At 48.3% G+C, this 18,540-nt stretch carries 18 protein-coding genes; 12 read left to right on the top strand and 6 right to left on the bottom strand.

Annotated elements, in window-relative coordinates:
• The first annotated feature begins 151 nt into the window (after window positions 1–151).
• Entirely contained in the window at window positions 152–2,278 is a 2,127-nt protein-coding gene (locus H8S75_RS10855; RefSeq protein WP_187021506.1) for an SH3 domain-containing protein, read from the top strand.
• Between the two features lie 20 nt (window positions 2,279–2,298).
• On the top strand, window positions 2,299–4,476 hold the full coding sequence (locus H8S75_RS10850) for a cadherin-like beta sandwich domain-containing protein (protein WP_187021504.1): 2,178 nt from the start codon (window positions 2,299–2,301) through the stop codon (window positions 4,474–4,476).
• A 205-nt stretch (window positions 4,477–4,681) separates the two neighbouring features.
• Here H8S75_RS10850 and H8S75_RS10845 read toward each other — a convergent pair whose 3' ends face one another.
• The 5 genes from H8S75_RS10845 to H8S75_RS10825 form a co-directional block, all read right to left on the bottom strand.
• A complete protein-coding gene (locus tag H8S75_RS10845; protein ID WP_187021502.1) occupies window positions 4,682–5,671 on the bottom strand; it encodes a hypothetical protein in 990 nt (329 codons plus the stop codon).
• 98 nt (window positions 5,672–5,769) lie between these two features.
• Window positions 5,770–6,207, bottom strand: coding sequence for a hypothetical protein (locus tag H8S75_RS10840; RefSeq protein WP_187021500.1), 438 nt, complete (start codon window positions 6,205–6,207; stop codon window positions 5,770–5,772).
• A 218-nt stretch (window positions 6,208–6,425) separates the two neighbouring features.
• Window positions 6,426–6,656 carry a hypothetical protein gene (locus H8S75_RS10835; RefSeq protein ID WP_187021498.1) on the bottom strand — a complete coding sequence of 77 codons (231 nt, stop codon included), beginning with the start codon at window positions 6,654–6,656 and terminating at the stop codon, window positions 6,426–6,428.
• 2 nt (window positions 6,657–6,658) lie between these two features.
• The gene (locus H8S75_RS10830; RefSeq protein ID WP_187021496.1) at window positions 6,659–7,792 is read right to left on the bottom strand and encodes a M56 family metallopeptidase; all 1,134 of its coding nucleotides are present in this window, start codon (window positions 7,790–7,792) and stop codon (window positions 6,659–6,661) included.
• A 3-nt stretch (window positions 7,793–7,795) separates the two neighbouring features.
• The gene (locus tag H8S75_RS10825; protein ID WP_187021494.1) at window positions 7,796–8,176 is read right to left on the bottom strand and encodes a BlaI/MecI/CopY family transcriptional regulator; all 381 of its coding nucleotides are present in this window, start codon (window positions 8,174–8,176) and stop codon (window positions 7,796–7,798) included.
• Window positions 8,177–8,413: 237 nt separating this feature from the next.
• Here H8S75_RS10825 and H8S75_RS10820 point away from each other — a divergent pair, with 237 nt between their 5' ends.
• From H8S75_RS10820 to H8S75_RS10780, 9 genes are all read left to right on the top strand, one after another.
• Window positions 8,414–8,800: a GntR family transcriptional regulator gene (locus H8S75_RS10820; protein WP_038256689.1), complete on the top strand. Its 387-nt coding sequence runs from the start codon at window positions 8,414–8,416 to the stop codon at window positions 8,798–8,800.
• A 320-nt stretch (window positions 8,801–9,120) separates the two neighbouring features.
• On the top strand, window positions 9,121–9,696 hold the full coding sequence (locus H8S75_RS10815) for a UvrB/UvrC motif-containing protein (RefSeq protein WP_002600466.1): 576 nt from the start codon (window positions 9,121–9,123) through the stop codon (window positions 9,694–9,696).
• Window positions 9,689–10,723, top strand: coding sequence for an ATP--guanido phosphotransferase (locus tag H8S75_RS10810; protein WP_110325831.1), 1,035 nt, complete (start codon window positions 9,689–9,691; stop codon window positions 10,721–10,723). Before H8S75_RS10815 ends, H8S75_RS10810 begins: the two co-directional genes overlap by 8 nt.
• Before the next feature lie 73 nt (window positions 10,724–10,796).
• Window positions 10,797–13,247: an ATP-dependent Clp protease ATP-binding subunit gene (locus tag H8S75_RS10805; protein WP_002600464.1), complete on the top strand. Its 2,451-nt coding sequence runs from the start codon at window positions 10,797–10,799 to the stop codon at window positions 13,245–13,247.
• Window positions 13,248–13,346: 99 nt separating this feature from the next.
• Complete coding sequence (locus H8S75_RS10800) at window positions 13,347–13,760, top strand: hypothetical protein (protein ID WP_002600463.1); 414 nt, start codon at window positions 13,347–13,349, stop codon at window positions 13,758–13,760.
• 63 nt (window positions 13,761–13,823) lie between these two features.
• On the top strand, window positions 13,824–15,227 hold the full coding sequence (radA, locus tag H8S75_RS10795) for a DNA repair protein RadA (protein ID WP_187021492.1): 1,404 nt from the start codon (window positions 13,824–13,826) through the stop codon (window positions 15,225–15,227).
• A 94-nt stretch (window positions 15,228–15,321) separates the two neighbouring features.
• Entirely contained in the window at window positions 15,322–15,798 is a 477-nt protein-coding gene (locus H8S75_RS10790; RefSeq protein ID WP_187021490.1) for a metallophosphoesterase family protein, read from the top strand.
• Window positions 15,795–16,367 (top strand): DUF6434 domain-containing protein, encoded by a 573-nt coding sequence (locus H8S75_RS10785; RefSeq protein ID WP_187021483.1) that lies wholly within the window; start codon window positions 15,795–15,797, stop codon window positions 16,365–16,367. The genes H8S75_RS10790 and H8S75_RS10785 overlap by 4 nt, the downstream gene beginning before the upstream one ends.
• A 15-nt stretch (window positions 16,368–16,382) precedes the next feature.
• On the top strand, window positions 16,383–16,823 hold the full coding sequence (locus tag H8S75_RS10780) for a GNAT family N-acetyltransferase (protein WP_187021481.1): 441 nt from the start codon (window positions 16,383–16,385) through the stop codon (window positions 16,821–16,823).
• 229 nt (window positions 16,824–17,052) lie between these two features.
• On the opposite strand, the gene H8S75_RS10775 is transcribed toward H8S75_RS10780, so the two are convergent.
• Window positions 17,053–17,943, bottom strand: coding sequence for a LysR family transcriptional regulator (locus tag H8S75_RS10775; RefSeq protein ID WP_187021479.1), 891 nt, complete (start codon window positions 17,941–17,943; stop codon window positions 17,053–17,055).
• Between the two features lie 153 nt (window positions 17,944–18,096).
• On the opposite strand from H8S75_RS10775, the gene H8S75_RS10770 reads away from it, so the two are divergent.
• Window positions 18,097–18,540, top strand: a complete 444-nt coding sequence (locus H8S75_RS10770; protein ID WP_187021477.1) for a MarR family winged helix-turn-helix transcriptional regulator — start codon at window positions 18,097–18,099, stop codon at window positions 18,538–18,540.

Here is an 18,540-nt window from a genome sequence, read left to right as displayed (position 1 = left end):
TTGAAGATTTTCTTACAAATACTGCCAATTGTGTGAACTTTTCGTGTTGAGGTTGACACATGGCAGTATTTGTCATTATAATAAATTGAATGCTAAATTTACATAAATTAGTATAATTGGAAAAATACTGAGGACATGTTGGGAGAGACAGATGAGGAGATATAAAAAAGCTCGTAAGATGGCGGCTTTACTGGCCAGTGTCCTGGTGATTGATTCCCTTGTGGGATACGTTTCACCGCACATAGAGAGTATGGCATACATGGAGAGGTCGGCGACGGTTAACGCTTCTTCGCTGAATGTGAGGAGCGGTCCTGGTACGACCTATTCTATCGTTACGAAGCTGACCAGCGGGGCGGCAGTAACGGTTATAGATGAGAAGACGGCCTCAGACGGCGCGTTATGGTATCAGATCCGGGTTAAGGGCTCAGGAGGAACTGAGACGACCGGATACGTTTCAAAGAGTTATTTAAAATTCCCGGTTTCCTACACAAGTGACGCCGATTTTGAGGCGTATTTAAACTCGGAGAGATTCCCGGAGAGCTATAAGGTGAGGCTGCGTGAGCTTCATGCACAGTACCCGAAGTGGGTATTCCGGGCTCAGCATACGAACCTGGACTGGAACACGGCTGTTAAAGAGGAGAGTCAGGTGGGACGCAACCTGGTTCACACAAACAGCATGTCTTCCTGGAAATCCATCGCGGATGGCGCATTTAACTGGGACAGCAGTACATGGCCAGGCTTCGACGGAAGCTCCTGGGTGGCGGCATCCGAGGATATTGTAAAGTATTACATGGATCCGAGAAATTTTCTGGATGAGACGAATGTTTTTCAGTTCCTTACCCATACATACGACAGCAACAGCCACACGGTGGAAGGACTTCAGACCATGGTAAAGGGATCCTTTCTGGCCGGTACCGCGGCAGGCGGCGGGAGCTCGTCTCCGGGAGGCAGCAGCAGTCCGGGCGGCAGCGGCAGTTCGGGCGGCAGCGGCAGTTCGGGCGGCGGTGATTCTTCCTCGTATGGTCCCGGTGTTTCCGGCGGAGGGCCGGGGGTTAATCTTCCAAGTACCGGAGGGTCTTCTTCTGGTTCAGGAGGATCTTCATCTGGTTCCAGCGGTTCAGGTACAGTCGAGAGCGCCGCTCCCAGCAAGGGCAGTACGCCGGGAGTCAGCCAGGAATCGCCTCACGCTTCCATCACACCGAACACGCCGCGCGTGCTCATGGAATACGGTCCGGGCGTCAGTCTGACCGGTCCTTCGGCAGATAACAGCAGCAGCGGGGCTGTGACACCGAGCGGCAGCACCAACTATGTGGATATTATTATGAACGCCGGAACCCAGTCGGGAGTCAATCCCTACGTTTTGGCAGCTATGATTATCCAGGAACAGAGTTCAAGCGGAACCGGCGGCAGCATTACCGGAACAGAAGCAGGCTATGAAGGCTATTATAATTTCTTTAATATAGAGGCATATCAGTCAGGCAGTATGTCTGCCGTACAGAGAGGGCTCTGGTGGGCGTCTCAGTCAGGCAGCTATGAGAGACCATGGAATTCCCCTGAAAAATCAATTTTGGGCGGAGCTCTTTATTATGGTAATAATTACGTAAAAGTTGGACAGGATACATTTTATCTGAAGAAATTCAACGTACAGGGGAATAATCTCTATAAGCACCAGTATATGACGAATATACAGGGCGCGGCTTCGGAGGGGGCGGTCTATGCGAAGGCATATAACGACGAGATGAAGCAGACTGCGCTGGAGTTTAAGATACCGGTCTATAACAACATGCCGGATAACGCGTGCAGCCAGCCGACTACAGACGGCAATCCGAATAACAAGCTGTCGAATTTAAGCGTGGATGGATTTGTTATGACGCCAACCTACAACAGAGATACTCTGGAGTACAACTTAATTGTCGATCCTTCCGTTTCCAGTATTACTGTCAATGCCAGTGCCATCGATGGAAAGGCAACCGTGAATGGTTCCGGAACAATCCAGCTGCAGAGCGGCGCCAATGATGTGCGGATCGCCGTAACGGCCCAGAACGGCAGTGTCAGAGAGTACGTGGTTCATGTGGTTCGTCAGGATAACGGACCGACGTATTCCTCCTCTGTCGGAGGAAGCACCGGCGGAAGCAGCGGTTCATCGGCAGGCCCGGGCGGCGGAGAAGTAGGCCCTGGCGTAAGCAGCGGACCGGGCGTATCGGATCCGTCTTCCGGCGGCAGTGCGGGAACACCAGGCGGAAGCAATATCTCAATCGCTCCGGATGGTTCTAACTAAACGTAAGTAAGGAGATTTCTATGAAAATAAAACTGAAACGACTGATGGCCGGCCTTATGCTGGTCTGCATGCTGGCAGTTATGGGACCATTCGGACAGATGGTCTCCTGGGCTGCCAATACAAGAATTGCATTTTCCGACCCATCGGTCATGGTGGGCAACGAAGTGACGGTAACGATGAAGATTACCAGCGATTCCGCGTTGGGCAAGGCGGATGTCATGCTGGCCTACGATTCGGCCGCACTGGAATTTATAAGCGGCAACGGCGCGAACGGGGGAGCCGGAGCGTTGAAGCTTCAGGACACCACGGACGCTGCCGATCAGAAATCCTTTAGCTTTACTTTGAAGTTTAAGGCTCTGAAGGCGGGAAACACACAGATTTCCGTGACGTCCCAGGAGATTTACGATGCGGATTCCCAGATCGTAACGGTGGATAAGCAGGGCGGTTCCACTGTCAAGGTGACTTCCCCGGCCTCCTCCTCCAAGGATGCCGCGCTCAAGTCTCTGAAGATATCACCAGGCGAGCTGACTCCGGAATTTTCACCGGAGGTGGATAGCTACACGGCTTCCGTGGATGGCAGCACCGCAGATTTAGTCGTGAACGCAGTGGCGGCTAATGCAGGCGCCAGTGTGAAGCTTCAGGGTGACAAGGGCTTAAAGGCCGGAGAGAATCAGGTCGTGGTCAACGTTACGGCAGAGGATGGCCAGACCGTTAAGAACTACACAATCGTAGTGACGAAGGCGGAAGGCGGTGAGACGACACCGGGCGGAAGCAACGGAGCGGACGTATCCGCAGAATTTGGTGATGCCGCTGTGACGGTGAACGGTACGGAATATAAGGTGGCGGCCTCCTTCGACGAGTCAGCACTGCCGGAAGGCTTTGAAGCGAGCACCTATGATTATAAGGGAACGGAAGTTATGGCCGGAAAGGGTCTTGAAAAAGATCTGACTCTCCTGTATCTCCAGGATGCGGGCGGAAATGGCGGCTTCTACATCTATAACGCAGAAGCAGATTCCTGGTCACAGTTCGTCTCTGTGGAGACAAGCTCCAAGGCGATTGTTATCGTGCCGCTTGATGCGGGTATAACGGTTCCGGAAGGCTTCGAGGAACGACAGATCGATATCGACGGAATCCGTGTAACCGGCTGGGTACCGAAGTCTGAAGGCGATCCGCAGTACTGTCTGTTCTATGCGATGAACTGGAACGGAGAGAAGAACTTCTATCGGTATGATTTAACGGAAAAGACGATCCAGCGGTATTACGCTTCCGGCGTTTCCATGGATTCCTATAGCAAGATGAAAGAGGATTACAACAGCCTCGTTCGCGATTATAACCTGCAGCGGTATATCTTAATTGGTGTGGGTGTGCTGGCATTTATCCTTCTGATCGTGATTATCGTCCTTTTAAAACGGGGCGGCAATGGTTCTGACGGAGGTTTCCGGGAAGCCCGGCGCGGCAGAGATGAGGAGCCGGAAGGCTTCTTCACAGAAACGGAGAGCCAGGCAGGCCGTGTGCGCCGCTACAGCCGTGATGAGTTTGAAGGGGACGGGGAAGTGCCTCTGAAGGCACAGGAAGAACCGGAAGATGATGATTTCGAGATGGAAGACAGCCTCGATGATATGGAGAAAAAGCTGTCGGCCCATCTGGCGGAAGAAATAGAGCGGGACACAGCCGGACCGCAGAGAATCGCAAGAGAACAGACACCGGGCCGGCCACAGGCGAATGCAGCACCGCGTGTGCCGCAGGAACCAGGACAGGCTGTTAGACCACAGCAGGAGAGTCATGCTGGCAGACCGCAGGCAAACGCTGCACAGGCGGGAAGAGCGGCGAATGCGGGGCAGGCAGGAAGGCCGCAGGCGAATGTAGGACAGACAGGCAGACCGCAGGCGAATGCAGGGCAGGCAGACAGACCGCAGGCAAACGCTGCACAGGCAGGAAGAGCGCCGCAGGCGAATGCGGGGCAGGCAGGAAGGCCGCAGCAGAATGCAGGAGAGGAAGGCAGACCGCAGACAAATGTATCTCAGCCGGGAAGACCACAGCCAGCGGCAAGACAGGCGGTCAGACCACTATCAAACGCAGCATCACAGCCGAAAGTCAATCAGCCAGACAGGCCACAGCAGTCCAGGCCGGATCCGGCAGTGCGGTATCCTGAGATAGAAGACGAAGATGATTTTGAATTTATGGATCTTGATGACTAATGGACAGGCAATGTTTTTATGAAATTTGGGTAAAGATAATTTTAGTATAGATTAGTGAAGGAGCTTTAAATCTGTTATATGACAGATTTAAAGCTCCTTCACTATTTTAAAGAAATATATCACTTGGGGGCAATGACAGCATAGAGAAATAATTATGCGCATTGAGACAGTTGACTGTATTTCTCATAAGAATTATTTATAAGATTTAGTCAATTACTTTTAAAGTAAAGCGGACACTGGTTTTCACATCGCACCAAGTTCCAACTTGTATTTTTTCAAAAGGATTAAGAATCTTTAAAGCAATTACTTCATATAAGCCGACTTCATCAGGTGCAATTAATTGTATATCACCATAAGCGGTTTTGTTTTTATCAAATGTAAATAATTTGTATTCAACACCATCGACAGGAGTCTGCTGAAAACCTATAGTTACTAGAAATAACACTTTTTCCGAGTTATCAGTTGATAGTCTATAAGTCAGATGAAATGGTTTGCCTTTTTTTACTTCGATCATTTTTGGTAATGAATTGATATTAATGTTTATAATATCGGCGCCGGCATCAGGTACCAAAAGCATGTTAAAGGTTCTGTCATCAATATGAGAAGGCTTATTATAGACAATCTTTTTATTTGAGAAATCAGCCTCTCCATCAAATGAAATATCATATACACTACCCATACCGTACCAGTCTGAAAGCTCTTCTAAATCTGCTGCATGAATGTTATGGCCAATTGAAAAGGATATAAGTAATTTGTGAGAGCCTGTTCTGTCAATTTCTTTAGGTAGAAAGAGTGGGAGTTCTATTTCATAGGAGTCATCTAAAGCAAAGGTATAAATATTATCGTAAATCCCATCAGCGGTAATTTTAAAAGGTATTTGTACATAATCATAAAATATAGTTAATACAAAATCTCTTTCCTTTCCATTATTATTAAATTTTATAGTAATTGGTTCATCCAGGTCAGTAATATATAATAACGAATTAGCTTTATTTAACTTATCATTTATTTTTTTATAACTATTGGAATTATACGCATCAATCCCCACACTGGTTTCCCAATCAGAATATCGACGATTATCCCATTTATGAATATAAACATTATTATTTTCATTATTTCGCTCACAGCTTACTAATAAAGGAAGAAAAAACGCTAAAACAATAACAATAAGACATTTTGAATCTTTAAAGTTCATTTTTATAATATACTCCTTTATACGAGCATGAGAGTTAACGCTGATTATCCTCGCTAACTCTCATGTCTAAATTTATGGATATTTAATAATATTATATATTAATAACTTTTTTTGACCGTTGTTGACTGTGAACCAGAAGTTTCTGTATCATGAATTATTCCAAGACCTTCCCATCTAATTCCTTCTTTTGGATTAGGATTATAGAGAGTGCCGGAATTGACACTTTCAGCATTAAAAGCATCATCATTTACAGCTTCTCCTGTATCGGGGATCTTTGTCTGAGCAGCAAGAAAATATGCAGTACCAGAATAGGTTGACACTTTTGTTGATGCTTTCTTCTTTGAACTGGTCATGGTTACTTTTCCCCAGGATGCTTTTGTTTTTCCATCAGAAGTGGTACTGACTGTTATGTCCATTCCATTTTCCATCATAGATGGATTTGCAGTGGTTCCTATATTTGCATAAGTCATAACAGGTGTTGCACTCATAGTCATTAATACGGCAAGCGATACTGATAATAATTTTTGTAATCTCATTTTTTCTCCTTTTCTTTTGCTTTAAAGTTTTTAGTGAATAACAATGAAGTTTAGTTTATCCTCCTTTCTTCGGGTTGCAGTATTCGATATAATTATAACCGCTTGCAACCTCACTATAATTTTAATAAATGCAGTTTGATGAATATTATAGAATGATAATAATATCAATCTATAGTTTTAATAGTACCCTCTACAAAGTAATGTAGAGGGTACTACATTTAAACAGGCATCCACTCTGTCTTCCAATAGCCATATGTAATTGACCATAATCTTTTTTCTTTCACACCATCAATATTTCTATAATACCATTTTGTAACTTCTGCTTTTGTTACATCTTTTTGCAACGCCACCTCTGGTTGCTTTAAAACGTTAGACGTTGATGCCCAACTGGGGAAAATGAGTAGCATACATATTACAGCGCTTAACATGGTTACTTTTACTTTTTTCATAATTACTCCTCCTTAATAATTTCCAATTCAGAATATGGTAATGTGTCTAATTCAGAAGCAGATAAATATCCATAGGGTTCATTGTTAATATATAACAGATAATCATTATTCGATAGTAAAATAAATGAATTTATTGTATTAATCTCAAGAATATGATCTGCCTCGTTCCTTTCTGGATAATAAGCTGGCTGAACTATAATAAAAAAGGAAGCTATGAATAAAACAAATACAAGACTATTGATAACTATACACTTTTCTGATCTCCAATAATTTTTTCTTCGCATAATAACCTGAAATCGTTGTTTTGTAATATCTTCGGTCTTATAATTAATAAAATTCATTACGCTTCGGGTCAAATAATTATCCGTATAACTTTTTGATTGCTTAATTACATGTAAAATTGTGCTTAAATAAGTGGCCTTCTCCTTTTGGTCCATATTCTCAGTGATATTATGATCACATCTAAGTTCGAGAAGATTGTCCACTTCATGTTGATATATATACATGAATGGATTCCACCAAAATATGTCTGTTAATATAGAAAAAAGAATTTTAATTGCTATGTCTCCGCCACGTATATGACATATTTCGTGTTTTATTATTAGGCGCATTTCATCGTCTGACACATGAAGCGGCGGAAGATAGATATATGGTTTTAAGATACCAGTAGCTTTTGGCACAGAAATATTCGGAGTTACAAATATTTCAACATTTTTAAAATAAATCTCTTTAGATATCCTATCTACTTGCTCATCATGAACCAATAAAATTTTTTTTATGTATCGAAACTCATTAAAATACAGGTAACAGTCCTTTAATATCATAAAGATAATTCCTGTTATCCAAATGATTAGAAGTATATATCCTAAACTATATTGATTGTTTAGTAACGGTATATGTAACATTTTTAATATACCTGGATATATTTTATTTGAATGAATGACAATTGCATTTACTGAGTCAAGCGGCAACAATATCCTGATTACTGAAAATATAAATAGTAATAGTAAACACCATTCACCATATTTCACCAGAAAGAAAAGACTATGTCTTAAAATTAAAATTAGAATCAGGCCAATATTAAAAAAAATTATAGCACTAACTATAGAATAATAACTGATACTAATTTTATCCATGTACTATTTAACCTCTCCTTTATATTTTTTTAATAACTCTTCTAATTCGAAAATATTTTCTTCCGACATTTTTGAATTATCAAAAAGAGCGGCGAATAGTTTTTTTAAACTGGTTCTCTTTATAATTGAGGCTAAATATTCTACGTAATATTCTTCACATCGATCGGTAGCTGTGAAGGTACGACCGTAGCCTTTTCCGGTTTTTACAAACCCCGATTCTTTAATAGCATTTTTTTTCAATAGGCTATTGATTAGAATGTGAATAGAACTGTCTTTCCAAGATTTATCTTTTGGAGATAGCTGCACTATTTCTGTTCCGGTTAATGGACGTTTTGCATTCCATAATACCTCAATTATTTCCAGTTCGCTTTTTGTTAAATCCATTGTATCACCTCCACTATATAGAATTATATCAACATTAATGTATAATGTCAATGTGTTTCAATACGCATTCTGTTTATCACTTTTAAAAAATATAGTATTATTTGGCGATAGACTAAAATAGTAGAGCTTTCATTGGTTCTTTTTAAGGAATGTCCGATGTAAATATATTACATATTGAAAAAACAATTCTTGTGTGCTATTATGTGTATAACAGATATAACGAAAGATGGTGAGTATATGATATTGCAAATCGATTTTAACAGTGATGAGGCAATTTATATCCAGCTTCGGAATCAGATCATTATTGGAATTGCCACGGAAACGATAAAGGAAGGGGATCCCCTGCCCTCCGTGCGCCAGATGGCTGACAATATAGGAATTAATATGCACACGGTGAATAAGGCGTACTCTGTCTTAAAGCAGGAGGGCTTTGTTAAGCTGGACCGCCGCAAGGGGGCGGTCGTGGCCCTGGACGTGGATAAGATGCGTGTCCTCGATGAGATGAGGAGAGATTTAAGCGTCGTGTTGGCCCGCGGGATATGCAAGAATGTTACCTGTGACGAGGTGCACCAGCTTGTGGATGAGATTTTCATGCTGTTTTCCAGAGGTCAGAAGGAGGAATAGCTGCTGCTGTCTGCTCCCTGCCTGGGGCTGCCGCCGTCTGGTCCGGCTCTGCCGGTTCCCTCCCGGCTCCCAGCTCCGGTTTCGGGCATAAGCAGTTCTAAACGTGCAGGATTTTTCTAAAAACCAGTGAAAATTCCCAAACTCGCTGCGCTCAGACAGGTGGGCATTTCCCCTGAACGAAAAATTCTGCGCGTTAAGAACTGCTAATACCCTGCAAAGTCACAGGGAGCCGGGAGGGAACCGGCAGAGCCGGACCAGACGGCGGCAGCCCCAGGCAGGGAGCAGACAGCAAGGAATAGCCGGAAGAATGGAGGTTACTTATGTTATGTGAGAGATGCGGAATTCGCGAAGCGAATATCCAGTATACAGAGGTAATAAATGGCGTGAAAAAGGAACACCATTTCTGTGCCCAATGTGCAAAAGAAATGGATTTTGGACCGTATTCCGCTATTTTTGACGGAGAATTTCCGCTGGGCAAGCTGCTGTCGGGACTCCTGGGAATCGAGGATACCAGCCGGGTGCCGGATAAGCTGCACCAGGTGGTCTGTCCGACCTGCAAGACCAGCTACGATGAATTTATCAAGAACAGCCAGTTCGGATGTGCCGACTGCTACAGTGTGTTCGGACCCCTGATGGAAGAGAGCTTAAAGCAGCTGCAGGGGAGCACCGCACATACGGGGAAGCGGCCGAAATATCAGAAGATTTCCTATAAAACGCCGGATTTAAAGGGCAGCGGGGATGAGACGGCGGGAGATGCCGTTTATGAACATGAAGAGGAGATTATGGAGCTGGATGCGAAGTTAAAAGAAGCGCTGCAGTTTGAAGACTATGAGACCGCGGCGGTATGCCGTGACAAGATCAGGGAATTAAAGAAAGGACATGAGACGAATGCTTAGATGGTTTGAAAAGACGGACGAAAAACGGCCGGGTGTCATCAGCAGCCGCATTCGTCTGGTGCGAAACTGGGAAGAGTATAAGTTCCCTGCCATGCTGGGGACACAGGAGAGCGAGGAGATGGTCCGCAGGCTGGAATTCGGGCTGAAGGATCTCTCGGAGGTGGAAGGCAGGAAATACGAATACGCCATGCTGGAGGAGCTGGAGGAACTGGACCGGGCGGCGCTGCGGGAGCGGAGAATCATAAACCGTGCCGCGGTGGAGAAGAAAGCCCCGGCGGGTATCATACTGTCTGAGGACGAGGATACCAGCATCCTGCTAAACGGCGACGATCACATCCGGCTTCAGCTTCTCTCTTCCGGGCTTCATCTGGAGGAATTATGGGAGCGGGCCGATGCCCTGGATGATTACATCAACGAACGGTTTCCTTATGCGTTTGACGACCGGTACGGCTACCTGACTTCTTTTCCGACGAATGTGGGAACCGGGATGAGGGCCTCGGTGGTGGTGCATCTGCCAATGCTGTCCTCGGGGCGGAAGTTTCCGGCTTTGATAGCCGACATGAGCCGGTTTGGGACGGCAGTCCGCGGCGTGTACGGCGAAGGGGAGGAGAATTTTGGCTCCCTCTATGAGATATCGAACCAGAAGACGCTGGGACAGAGTGAAAAGGAGATCGCCGATGTGGTGACGAAGGCGGCCATCCAGCTGACCAACCAGGAGATGACCGTCAGGAAGATGTCCCTCCAGCGGCGGCGCCTGGAACGGGAGGACGAGGTATATAAATCTTACGGTGTGTTAAAATATGCCAGGAGGCTTACGGCCAGAGACGGTATGATATTTTTGTCTCAGGTCATGGCCGGAGCGGCGGACGGGCTGCTTGTGATGAAGGAGCCGTGCTCCATCTACCGCCTCATGCTCGGCCTGCAGCCGGCGAATTTACAGAAGATATCCGACAGGCCGTTAAGCAAGGAAGAACTGGATATTGCGAGGGCGGAATTTATCCGTGGAGAATTGCCTGATTTAGAGTAAAGACGGTTTATTCCGTGAAACAACAAAGCATACGAGCTGAACGGAGTGCTCATAACAAGGAGGACAGACTGACATGATAGACAGATTTACAGCAAAGGCCAGAGAGTCAATTAATCTGGCCGTCCAGGCGGCGGAGGAGCTGGGCCACAGCTACGTGGGAACCGAGCATCTGCTGATTGGACTATTGGAGGAAGGCGGCGGTGTGGCCGCCAGGGTGCTTTCCGAGAACGGTGTTAAGAAAGAGAAGGTGATCAGCCTTGTGAGCCAGCTCATCTCTCCGGACCAGACGGTCCGTATGGAGGAGAGCGGTTATACACCCAGCGCCAGAAGAGTGCTGGAGAACAGCTACAAAGAGGCGGTGCGTTTTAAGGCCAGACTGATCGGTACCGAGCATCTGCTGATTTCCATTATCCGGGACAACGACTGCGTGGCTTCCAGGCTGCTCAATACCATCGGCATCAGCATCCAGAAGCTCTATATTGACGTTCTGGCGGCCATGGGAGAGGACGCTCCGGCCAACAAGGAGGAGCTGTTAAAGGGAGCCAAGACAAAGGGCAGTACGCCCACACTGGACAGCTACAGCCGTGATCTGACGGAGCTTGCCAGGGCGGGAAAGCTGGATCCGGTGATCGGACGCGAGACGGAGATCAAGCGTCTGATTCAGATCTTAAGCCGTAGGACGAAGAACAACCCGTGTCTGATCGGTGAGCCGGGAGTCGGTAAGACGGCGGTGGTGGAAGGCCTCGCCCAGATGATTATCGAGGGAAATGTGCCGGAAACCATTGCGGAGAAACGCGTTCTGACGCTGGACTTATCCGGTATGGTGGCCGGATCCAAATACCGCGGTGAGTTCGAGGAGCGAATCAAGAAGGTGATAGCGGAGGTGATGGAGGACGGAGAAGTCCTTCTGTTCATCGATGAGATCCACACGATCATCGGCGCGGGAGGCGCGGAGGGCGCCATTGACGCCTCCAATATCTTAAAACCATCCCTGGCCAGAGGCGAGCTTCAGCTTATAGGCGCCACCACTATCGAGGAGTACCGCAAGTATATTGAAAAGGACTCCGCCCTGGAACGCCGTTTCCAGCCGGTTACCGTGGAGGAGCCGTCGGAGGAGGAGGCCATAGCCATCTTAAAGGGCTTAAGAGGCCGCTATGAGGCGCACCACCATGTGACGATCACCGATGCGGCGCTTACGGCCGCAGTGAAGCTTTCCGCCAGGTATATCAACGACCGGTTCATGCCGGATAAGGCCATCGACGTAATCGATGAGGCAGCTTCCAAGGTACGCCTGACCGCGTTTGTGGAGCCGCCCGAGATCAAGGAGCTGGAGAAAGAGATCGAGAAGCTGGAGGATCAGAAGGAAGCCGCAATCCGGGACGAAGCGTATGAGAAGGCGGGCACCATCAAGAAGAAACAGGAAAAGAAGAAAGAGAAGATCGATAAAATTCGTGAGAAATGGCAGAAGGATAAAGACACCAAGAAGCAGGTGGTCGACGAGGAAGAGATCGCCGATGTCGTCTCCAGCTGGACCAAGATTCCCGTAAGAAAGCTGGAGGAAGGGGAGAGCCAGAGACTGAAAAACCTGGAATCCATTCTCCACGAGCGTGTGATCGGCCAGGAGGAGGCGGTTACAGCCGTTGCAAAGGCGATCCGCCGCGGCAGGGTAGGGCTGAAGGATCCGAAGCGTCCCATCGGCTCATTCCTGTTCTTAGGGCCTACCGGTGTCGGAAAGACAGAGCTGTCCAAGGCACTGGCGGAGGCCATGTTCGGCACCGAGAACGCGCTGATCCGCGTCGATATGTCGGAGTACATGGAGAAGCACAGCGTCTCCAAGATGATCGGTTCCCCGCCAGGCTATGTGGGCTACGACGAGGGCGGCCAGCTCAGCGAAAAGGTGCGGAGAAATCCGTATTCCGTCATTCTTTTCGATGAGATTGAGAAGGCGCATCCGGATGTATTCAACATCCTCCTGCAGGTTCTCGACGACGGGCATATCACGGACGCGCAGGGACGTAAGATCGATTTTAAGAACACGGTTATTATCATGACGTCGAATGCGGGCGCGGAGAGCATCATTTCCCCGAAACGTCTGGGCTTCGGAGCGGTCGCCGATGAGAAGGCGGACTACAAGGTGATGAAGGACCGTGTGATGGAGGAAGTAAAGCATTTATTCAAGCCGGAGTTTATCAACCGTATCGATGAGATCATTGTCTTCCATCCGCTTAACAAGGGCCATATGAAGGACATTGTCACCATTATGCTGAAGGAAATCATGAAGCGGACGAAGGAACAGATGAACATCACACTCTCCGTGGATGAAGCTGCAAAAGAGTTCCTGATTAACAAGGGATATGATGAAAAATACGGTGCAAGGCCGTTAAGACGTACCATTCAGAGCAGTCTTGAGGATAGGCTGGCAGAGGAAATTCTGGATGGAGCGGTGAAAGAAGGGGATGAAGTTCTGGTGAGCCAGGGAGAATCGGAGTTAAAATTTTCTGTTCCCGAGCTCATAAAGAACTAGCCATTTGATTTGATTTCGTGTATAATGATGACAAGCGAAATCATTAAAGAGCGCTTCGCAAAAAGGATAAGTAAACAAGAATACTAGGAGGGCGTACAGATGCCGGTAATTGAAGAATTAATCCGCACAGAGCAGGATGGAACAATCAGTTTTGGTAATTACAAGTTAAGCACAAAGTCAAAATTACAGGATTTTGAGCACGATGGTGATTTATATAAAGTAAAGACGTTTTATGAGATTACGAAACTGGAGCGCAACGGCATGTTTGTCTATGAGTCCGTGCCGGGAACCGCTGTGGAACATTTTACCGTTTCGAACAACGGCGTGGAGTTTTCCGTCGAAGGAGACAAGGACGCGCAGCTGACCATTCAGCTGGAGGATGATACCGAATATGAGGTATTCGTGGACGACGCGGCAGTGGGAAGCATGATGACCAACATGAGCGGTAAGCTGTCTGTCAGTGTGGAACTGAACGAGGAAGAACCTGTGTCTGTTAAAGTCGTAAGAAGATAAAATCAGAATGGCAGAAAGAGGCTGGCGGTTTACCAGCCTCTTTTTTAGTAGGAAAGGAGCAGCATGGCAAAAGCGAAAGCGACATCATTTTTCTGCAAAGAATGCGGATACGAATCGCCCAAATGGCTGGGACAGTGTCCCGGATGCAGGCAGTGGAACACCTTTGTGGAAGAGCTGACGGCGAAGAAGGAACCGGCGGCGAAGAGAGGTCTTGGAGCTTCCTATGGGAACGGCCAGGGCGGCGCAGGGGAAGGCGGCTTGTCAAAGATCAGGCCTTCCTATCTATCGGAGATATCGCTGGATGAACAGGACCGCATGCAGACCGGATACGAGGAACTGGACCGGGTGCTGGGCGGCGGCGTGGTGAGGGGCTCCCTTGTTCTGGTGGGCGGAGACCCGGGAATCGGCAAGTCTACTCTGCTCCTGCAGGTGTGCAGGAATCTGGCCGCGTCGGGACAGAAGGTGCTCTATATTTCGGGCGAGGAATCGTTAAAGCAGATCAAGCTGAGGGCCAACCGGATCGGGACTGTGACAGGGGAACTGAAATTTCTCTGTGAGACGAATCTCGATACGATCGAGGGCGCCATCTCCGGGGAGAAGCCGGATGTGGTGATTATTGACTCCATTCAGACCATGTTTCGGGAAGAGGTGACTTCGGCTCCCGGCAGCGTGGGGCAGGTGCGGGAATCCACGAATCTCCTGCTCCAGATCGCAAAGGGAGTGGGAATCGCCATTTTCATCGTAGGTCATGTGACGAAGGAAGGCGTGGTGGCCGGCCCGAGAGTATTGGAACACATGGTGGACACGGTGTTATATTTCGAGGGGGACAGAAGCGCCTCCTACCGGATTATCCGCGGTGTGAAGAACCGTTTCGGCTCCACTAACGAGATCGGCGTCTTTGAAATGAGGGAAAGCGGGCTGGAAGAGGTAAAGAACCCGTCGGAATACATGCTGAGCGGCCGGCCGGAGGACGCGTCAGGCGCCGTGGTAGCCTGTTCCTTAGAGGGGACGAGGCCGGTGCTTTTAGAGGTGCAGGCGCTTATAACGCCTACTCTGTTCGGTATGCCCAGGAGAACGGCCGCGGGCACGGACTATAACCGGGTAAACGTGCTGATGGCGGTGCTGGAAAAGCGGTGCCACTATGAGCTATCCCGGTATGACGCCTACGTGAATATTGCAGGCGGCCTGCGGATGAATGAGCCGGCCCTGGATCTGGCCATCGTCATGGCCGTGATCTCCAGCTTAAAGGACAAGCCTGTGAACCCGAGAACGATTATCTTCGGTGAAATCGGCCTGGCCGGTGAGGTGCGCGCCGTTCCCATGGCGGAACAGCGGGTGAATGAGGCGAAGAAGCTGGGATTCGAGACGTGTATACTCCCGAAGACCTCACTGGACAAGATGAGGAAGATGGAGGGAATCCGCATGGTCGGAGTGGAAAATATCCGGGAGGCGATTTCACTGCTGTAAGAGTGATAAATAGAGTGGGGACTGCCATTGCGGCAAAACCTGTAATGGCAGTGCATCAGTCATCACCATAATAATGAAAGAGTGGAAAGCTGGTATGAGAGTCGGAATTCTGTCGGATACCCATGGCCTTTTACGGCCGCAGGTAAAAGACATATTAAAGACGTGCGATGTAATTTTACATGGCGGCGATATAAACAGAGAAACCATTATAAAAGAACTGGAAGCCTTTGCGCCCCTCTATGTGGTGCGCGGCAATAACGATAAGGAGTGGGCGGAGGGGATGCCGGAGGAATTGAGCTTCTCTCTGGAGGGCGTGTCATTTTACATGGTCCACAATAAAAAAGGGGCTTCCCACGAAAGCGTATCCGGCGCCGATGTGGTTGTGTATGGCCATTCCCACCGCTACGACGAACGGGTCATCGACGGCACGCTCTGGCTGAATCCGGGAAGCTGCGGTCCGAGACGGTTTCACCAGCCCATCACCATGGCGGTAATGACCATCGAAGGCAGAGCATACCAGGTGGAAAAGCTGGAATTTGCCCATGAGGAAGCGGGAGGAGCAGGTATATGAGTGAGCGGCCCAGGCTGGACAGAACCCTGGATGGGAAGACCTTTAGAAGCTACTATTATCTGAAGGAAGAGCTGACGGCATTTTGCCGGGAAAACGGGCTGCCTGTCTCCGGCGGCAAGATCGAGATTACGGAGAGAATCGCCTGTTTCCTCGATACGGGAGATGTGCTCCCGGTTTCTGCAAAGACAAAGAGCAGGCCGGAGGTGGGAGAGATCAGCGAGGATAAAAAGATCGAACCTGATTTCGTGTGCAGTGAAAAGCACAGGGCCTTTTTTCGAAAAGCCATCGGCAGTGGATTTTCCTTTAACGTGTCCTTTCAGAAATGGCTGAAAAGCAACACCGGTAAAACCTACGGAGAGGCCATAGATGCTTACGGCCAGATTATGGAGGAGAAGAAGAAAGGAAAGACAACGATCGACCGGCAGTTCGAGTACAATACGTATATCCGGGATTTCTTCGCGGACAATGAAGGACGCACCCTGGATGAGGCGATTCGGTGCTGGAATTATAAAAAAGGGATTCAGGGACACAACCGTTATGAAAAATCAGATTTATCAGCACTTTCATGAGGAACAGGAGAAGTCATGCAGATAAGGAAAATGAGAATCGAGGATTATGAAAACGTCCGCAGGCTGTGGATGAGCACTCCCGGGATGGGACTGAATGATGTGGACGATTCCGAGGCGGGGATCGGCAGATTCCTGATGCGCAATCCCAATACGTGCTTTATCGCTGTCAACGGCGATGAGGTAGCCGGTGTTATCCTAAGCGGACACGACGGACGCAGAGGCTATGTCTATCATACCGCGGTGGCGGCTAAGGAGCGGAACCGGGGAATAGGAAGCACTCTGGTGCAAAAAGCGATGGACGCTCTGGAGAACGAGGGGATCAGCAAGGTAGCTCTGGTGGTATTTGACCGGAATGAAACCGGGAATAAATTCTGGGAAAAACGTGGATTTACGGTGAGAAACGATCTGGTTTACCGGAACAAAGCCGTGAAAGAAATGGTCAGGATCGATACGTGATTCGGGAAAGTATGGCCTGTCCGGCATCACCCCCCTGTCAAGTAGACAGGCTGAATATCTAAAGCAAAGTACAGATTAACGATCACACAGATTTGTGTGGTCGTTTTTTTATGCACTCCATTTCTCTATATATTTCTCAATTCTCTTATTGGTAGGAATTGGATATTCTTAAATTATCTCAGACTGTAACGCTTCATTCCTTACTTCCAATGGTGTTTTACAATGATATCTATCGCCTGGCATATGGAAAGTGCTCCTTCATGATGCGGATAAAGCTCTTTAGCATCTCGTTTCCCTGAAGCGTCTTATAATACGCCCCGAAGGAGAGCGGCTCCAGCCCGGCTACGGGAATCCGGATGAGGGAGGGATCCGGGGGAATCAGCAGATCCGGGAGTACAGAGATGCCGTAGCCGGCCTTTACCAGGACCGTCTCGGCTTCACTGGATTCGCAGAAGTAGAAGTCAGAAGGTGAACGGCCGCCCATCAGCTGCCCCTGGAACTGGGCGACAGCAGCCGGCGTCTTGGCCGGATCGTTTAAGACCAGTTTTTCCTTTTCTAAATCCGCCACCGTCACGGTTTCCAGGGCAGACAGGGGATTGTCCCGGGAGCAGACACAGGAGATGGTGACCTTCCGCAGCTCTTTGTAGAATCCGGGTACTTTTCTGGAGTCAGGCTCCTGAAATCCGATGACCGTATCCACCTCTTCCTCCTCCAGAAGACGGTAGAGCTGCCGGAACGGTACGACGCGAAGCTCCGGATGCACCGTTGGACAGGAGGCGGCCAGCAGGCGGAGAACATCGGCCAGAAGGAACATGTGGGAGTAGCTGTGGCAGCCGATGGAGAACAGCTGTATTTCCTGTTCCAGGGGATTCTCGAACCGTTTTGTGGCCCGGATGGTCAGGGCGAGTATGTTCCTGGCGTCGTTTAAAAAGAGCGTGCCTTCCTGTGTCAGGTTCACCGTGCGGGTGGTGCGCACGAAGAGCTTCACATTCAATTCTGTCTCCAAGGAGTGGATCTGATGCGTGACGGCCGGCTGGGTGATGCTTAACTGTTCCGCGGCTCTGGCAAAGCTCAGCGTCTCCGCGACAGCCAGAAAGCAGGAAAGTTGAAAGGTATTCATGGATTTACCTCCTCTGATTAATAAAAGTATTTTATTAATGATAACATTTTTTGAATTCACTTACAAGGGAAAATCGAGTAGAATCATTCGTAACCGGTCTGTTAACCATGAAACAGTTAGGGACCGAATAATCAGAAAGGAGTTAGAAAAGGCATGTATGAGAGTAATATCATCTGGCTTTTGAAACAGTTGAATATTTCCCTGGACCAGTATGGAAGGGAGGAGATGAAGAGTGAGGATATTACTCCGTCACAGGGCTGGGTACTGAATTATCTGTTCTCCTGCGGGGAACAAGCCACGTATGCCACGGATATCCACGCGGAATGTGGGATTTCCAGAGCCGCGATCTCTTCCATGCTCAAGGGGCTGAAGAAGGGCGGTTATATCGAGATGAGGGCGGTCTCCGGTGACGACCGGAAGAAACGGATCACCCTGACTGCGAAGGCGTACAGGGCCAGAAAGACGATCGAGAGTGTCCTGAAACGGCAGATGGAGCGGCTATGCAGCGGGCTCTCCGGGGAAGAACTGGAGCTCTTTACATACACCTTGAACAGAATGATTTCAAACATAAAAACAGATTGTGTAAAGGAGGAATAA

Source organism: Hungatella hominis (assembly GCF_014288005.1).
Lineage (GTDB): Bacteria > Bacillota > Clostridia > Lachnospirales > Lachnospiraceae > Hungatella > Hungatella effluvii.
The sequence above is the reverse complement of the archived record's forward strand: the minus strand, read 5'-3'. Positions and strand labels throughout refer to the sequence as shown.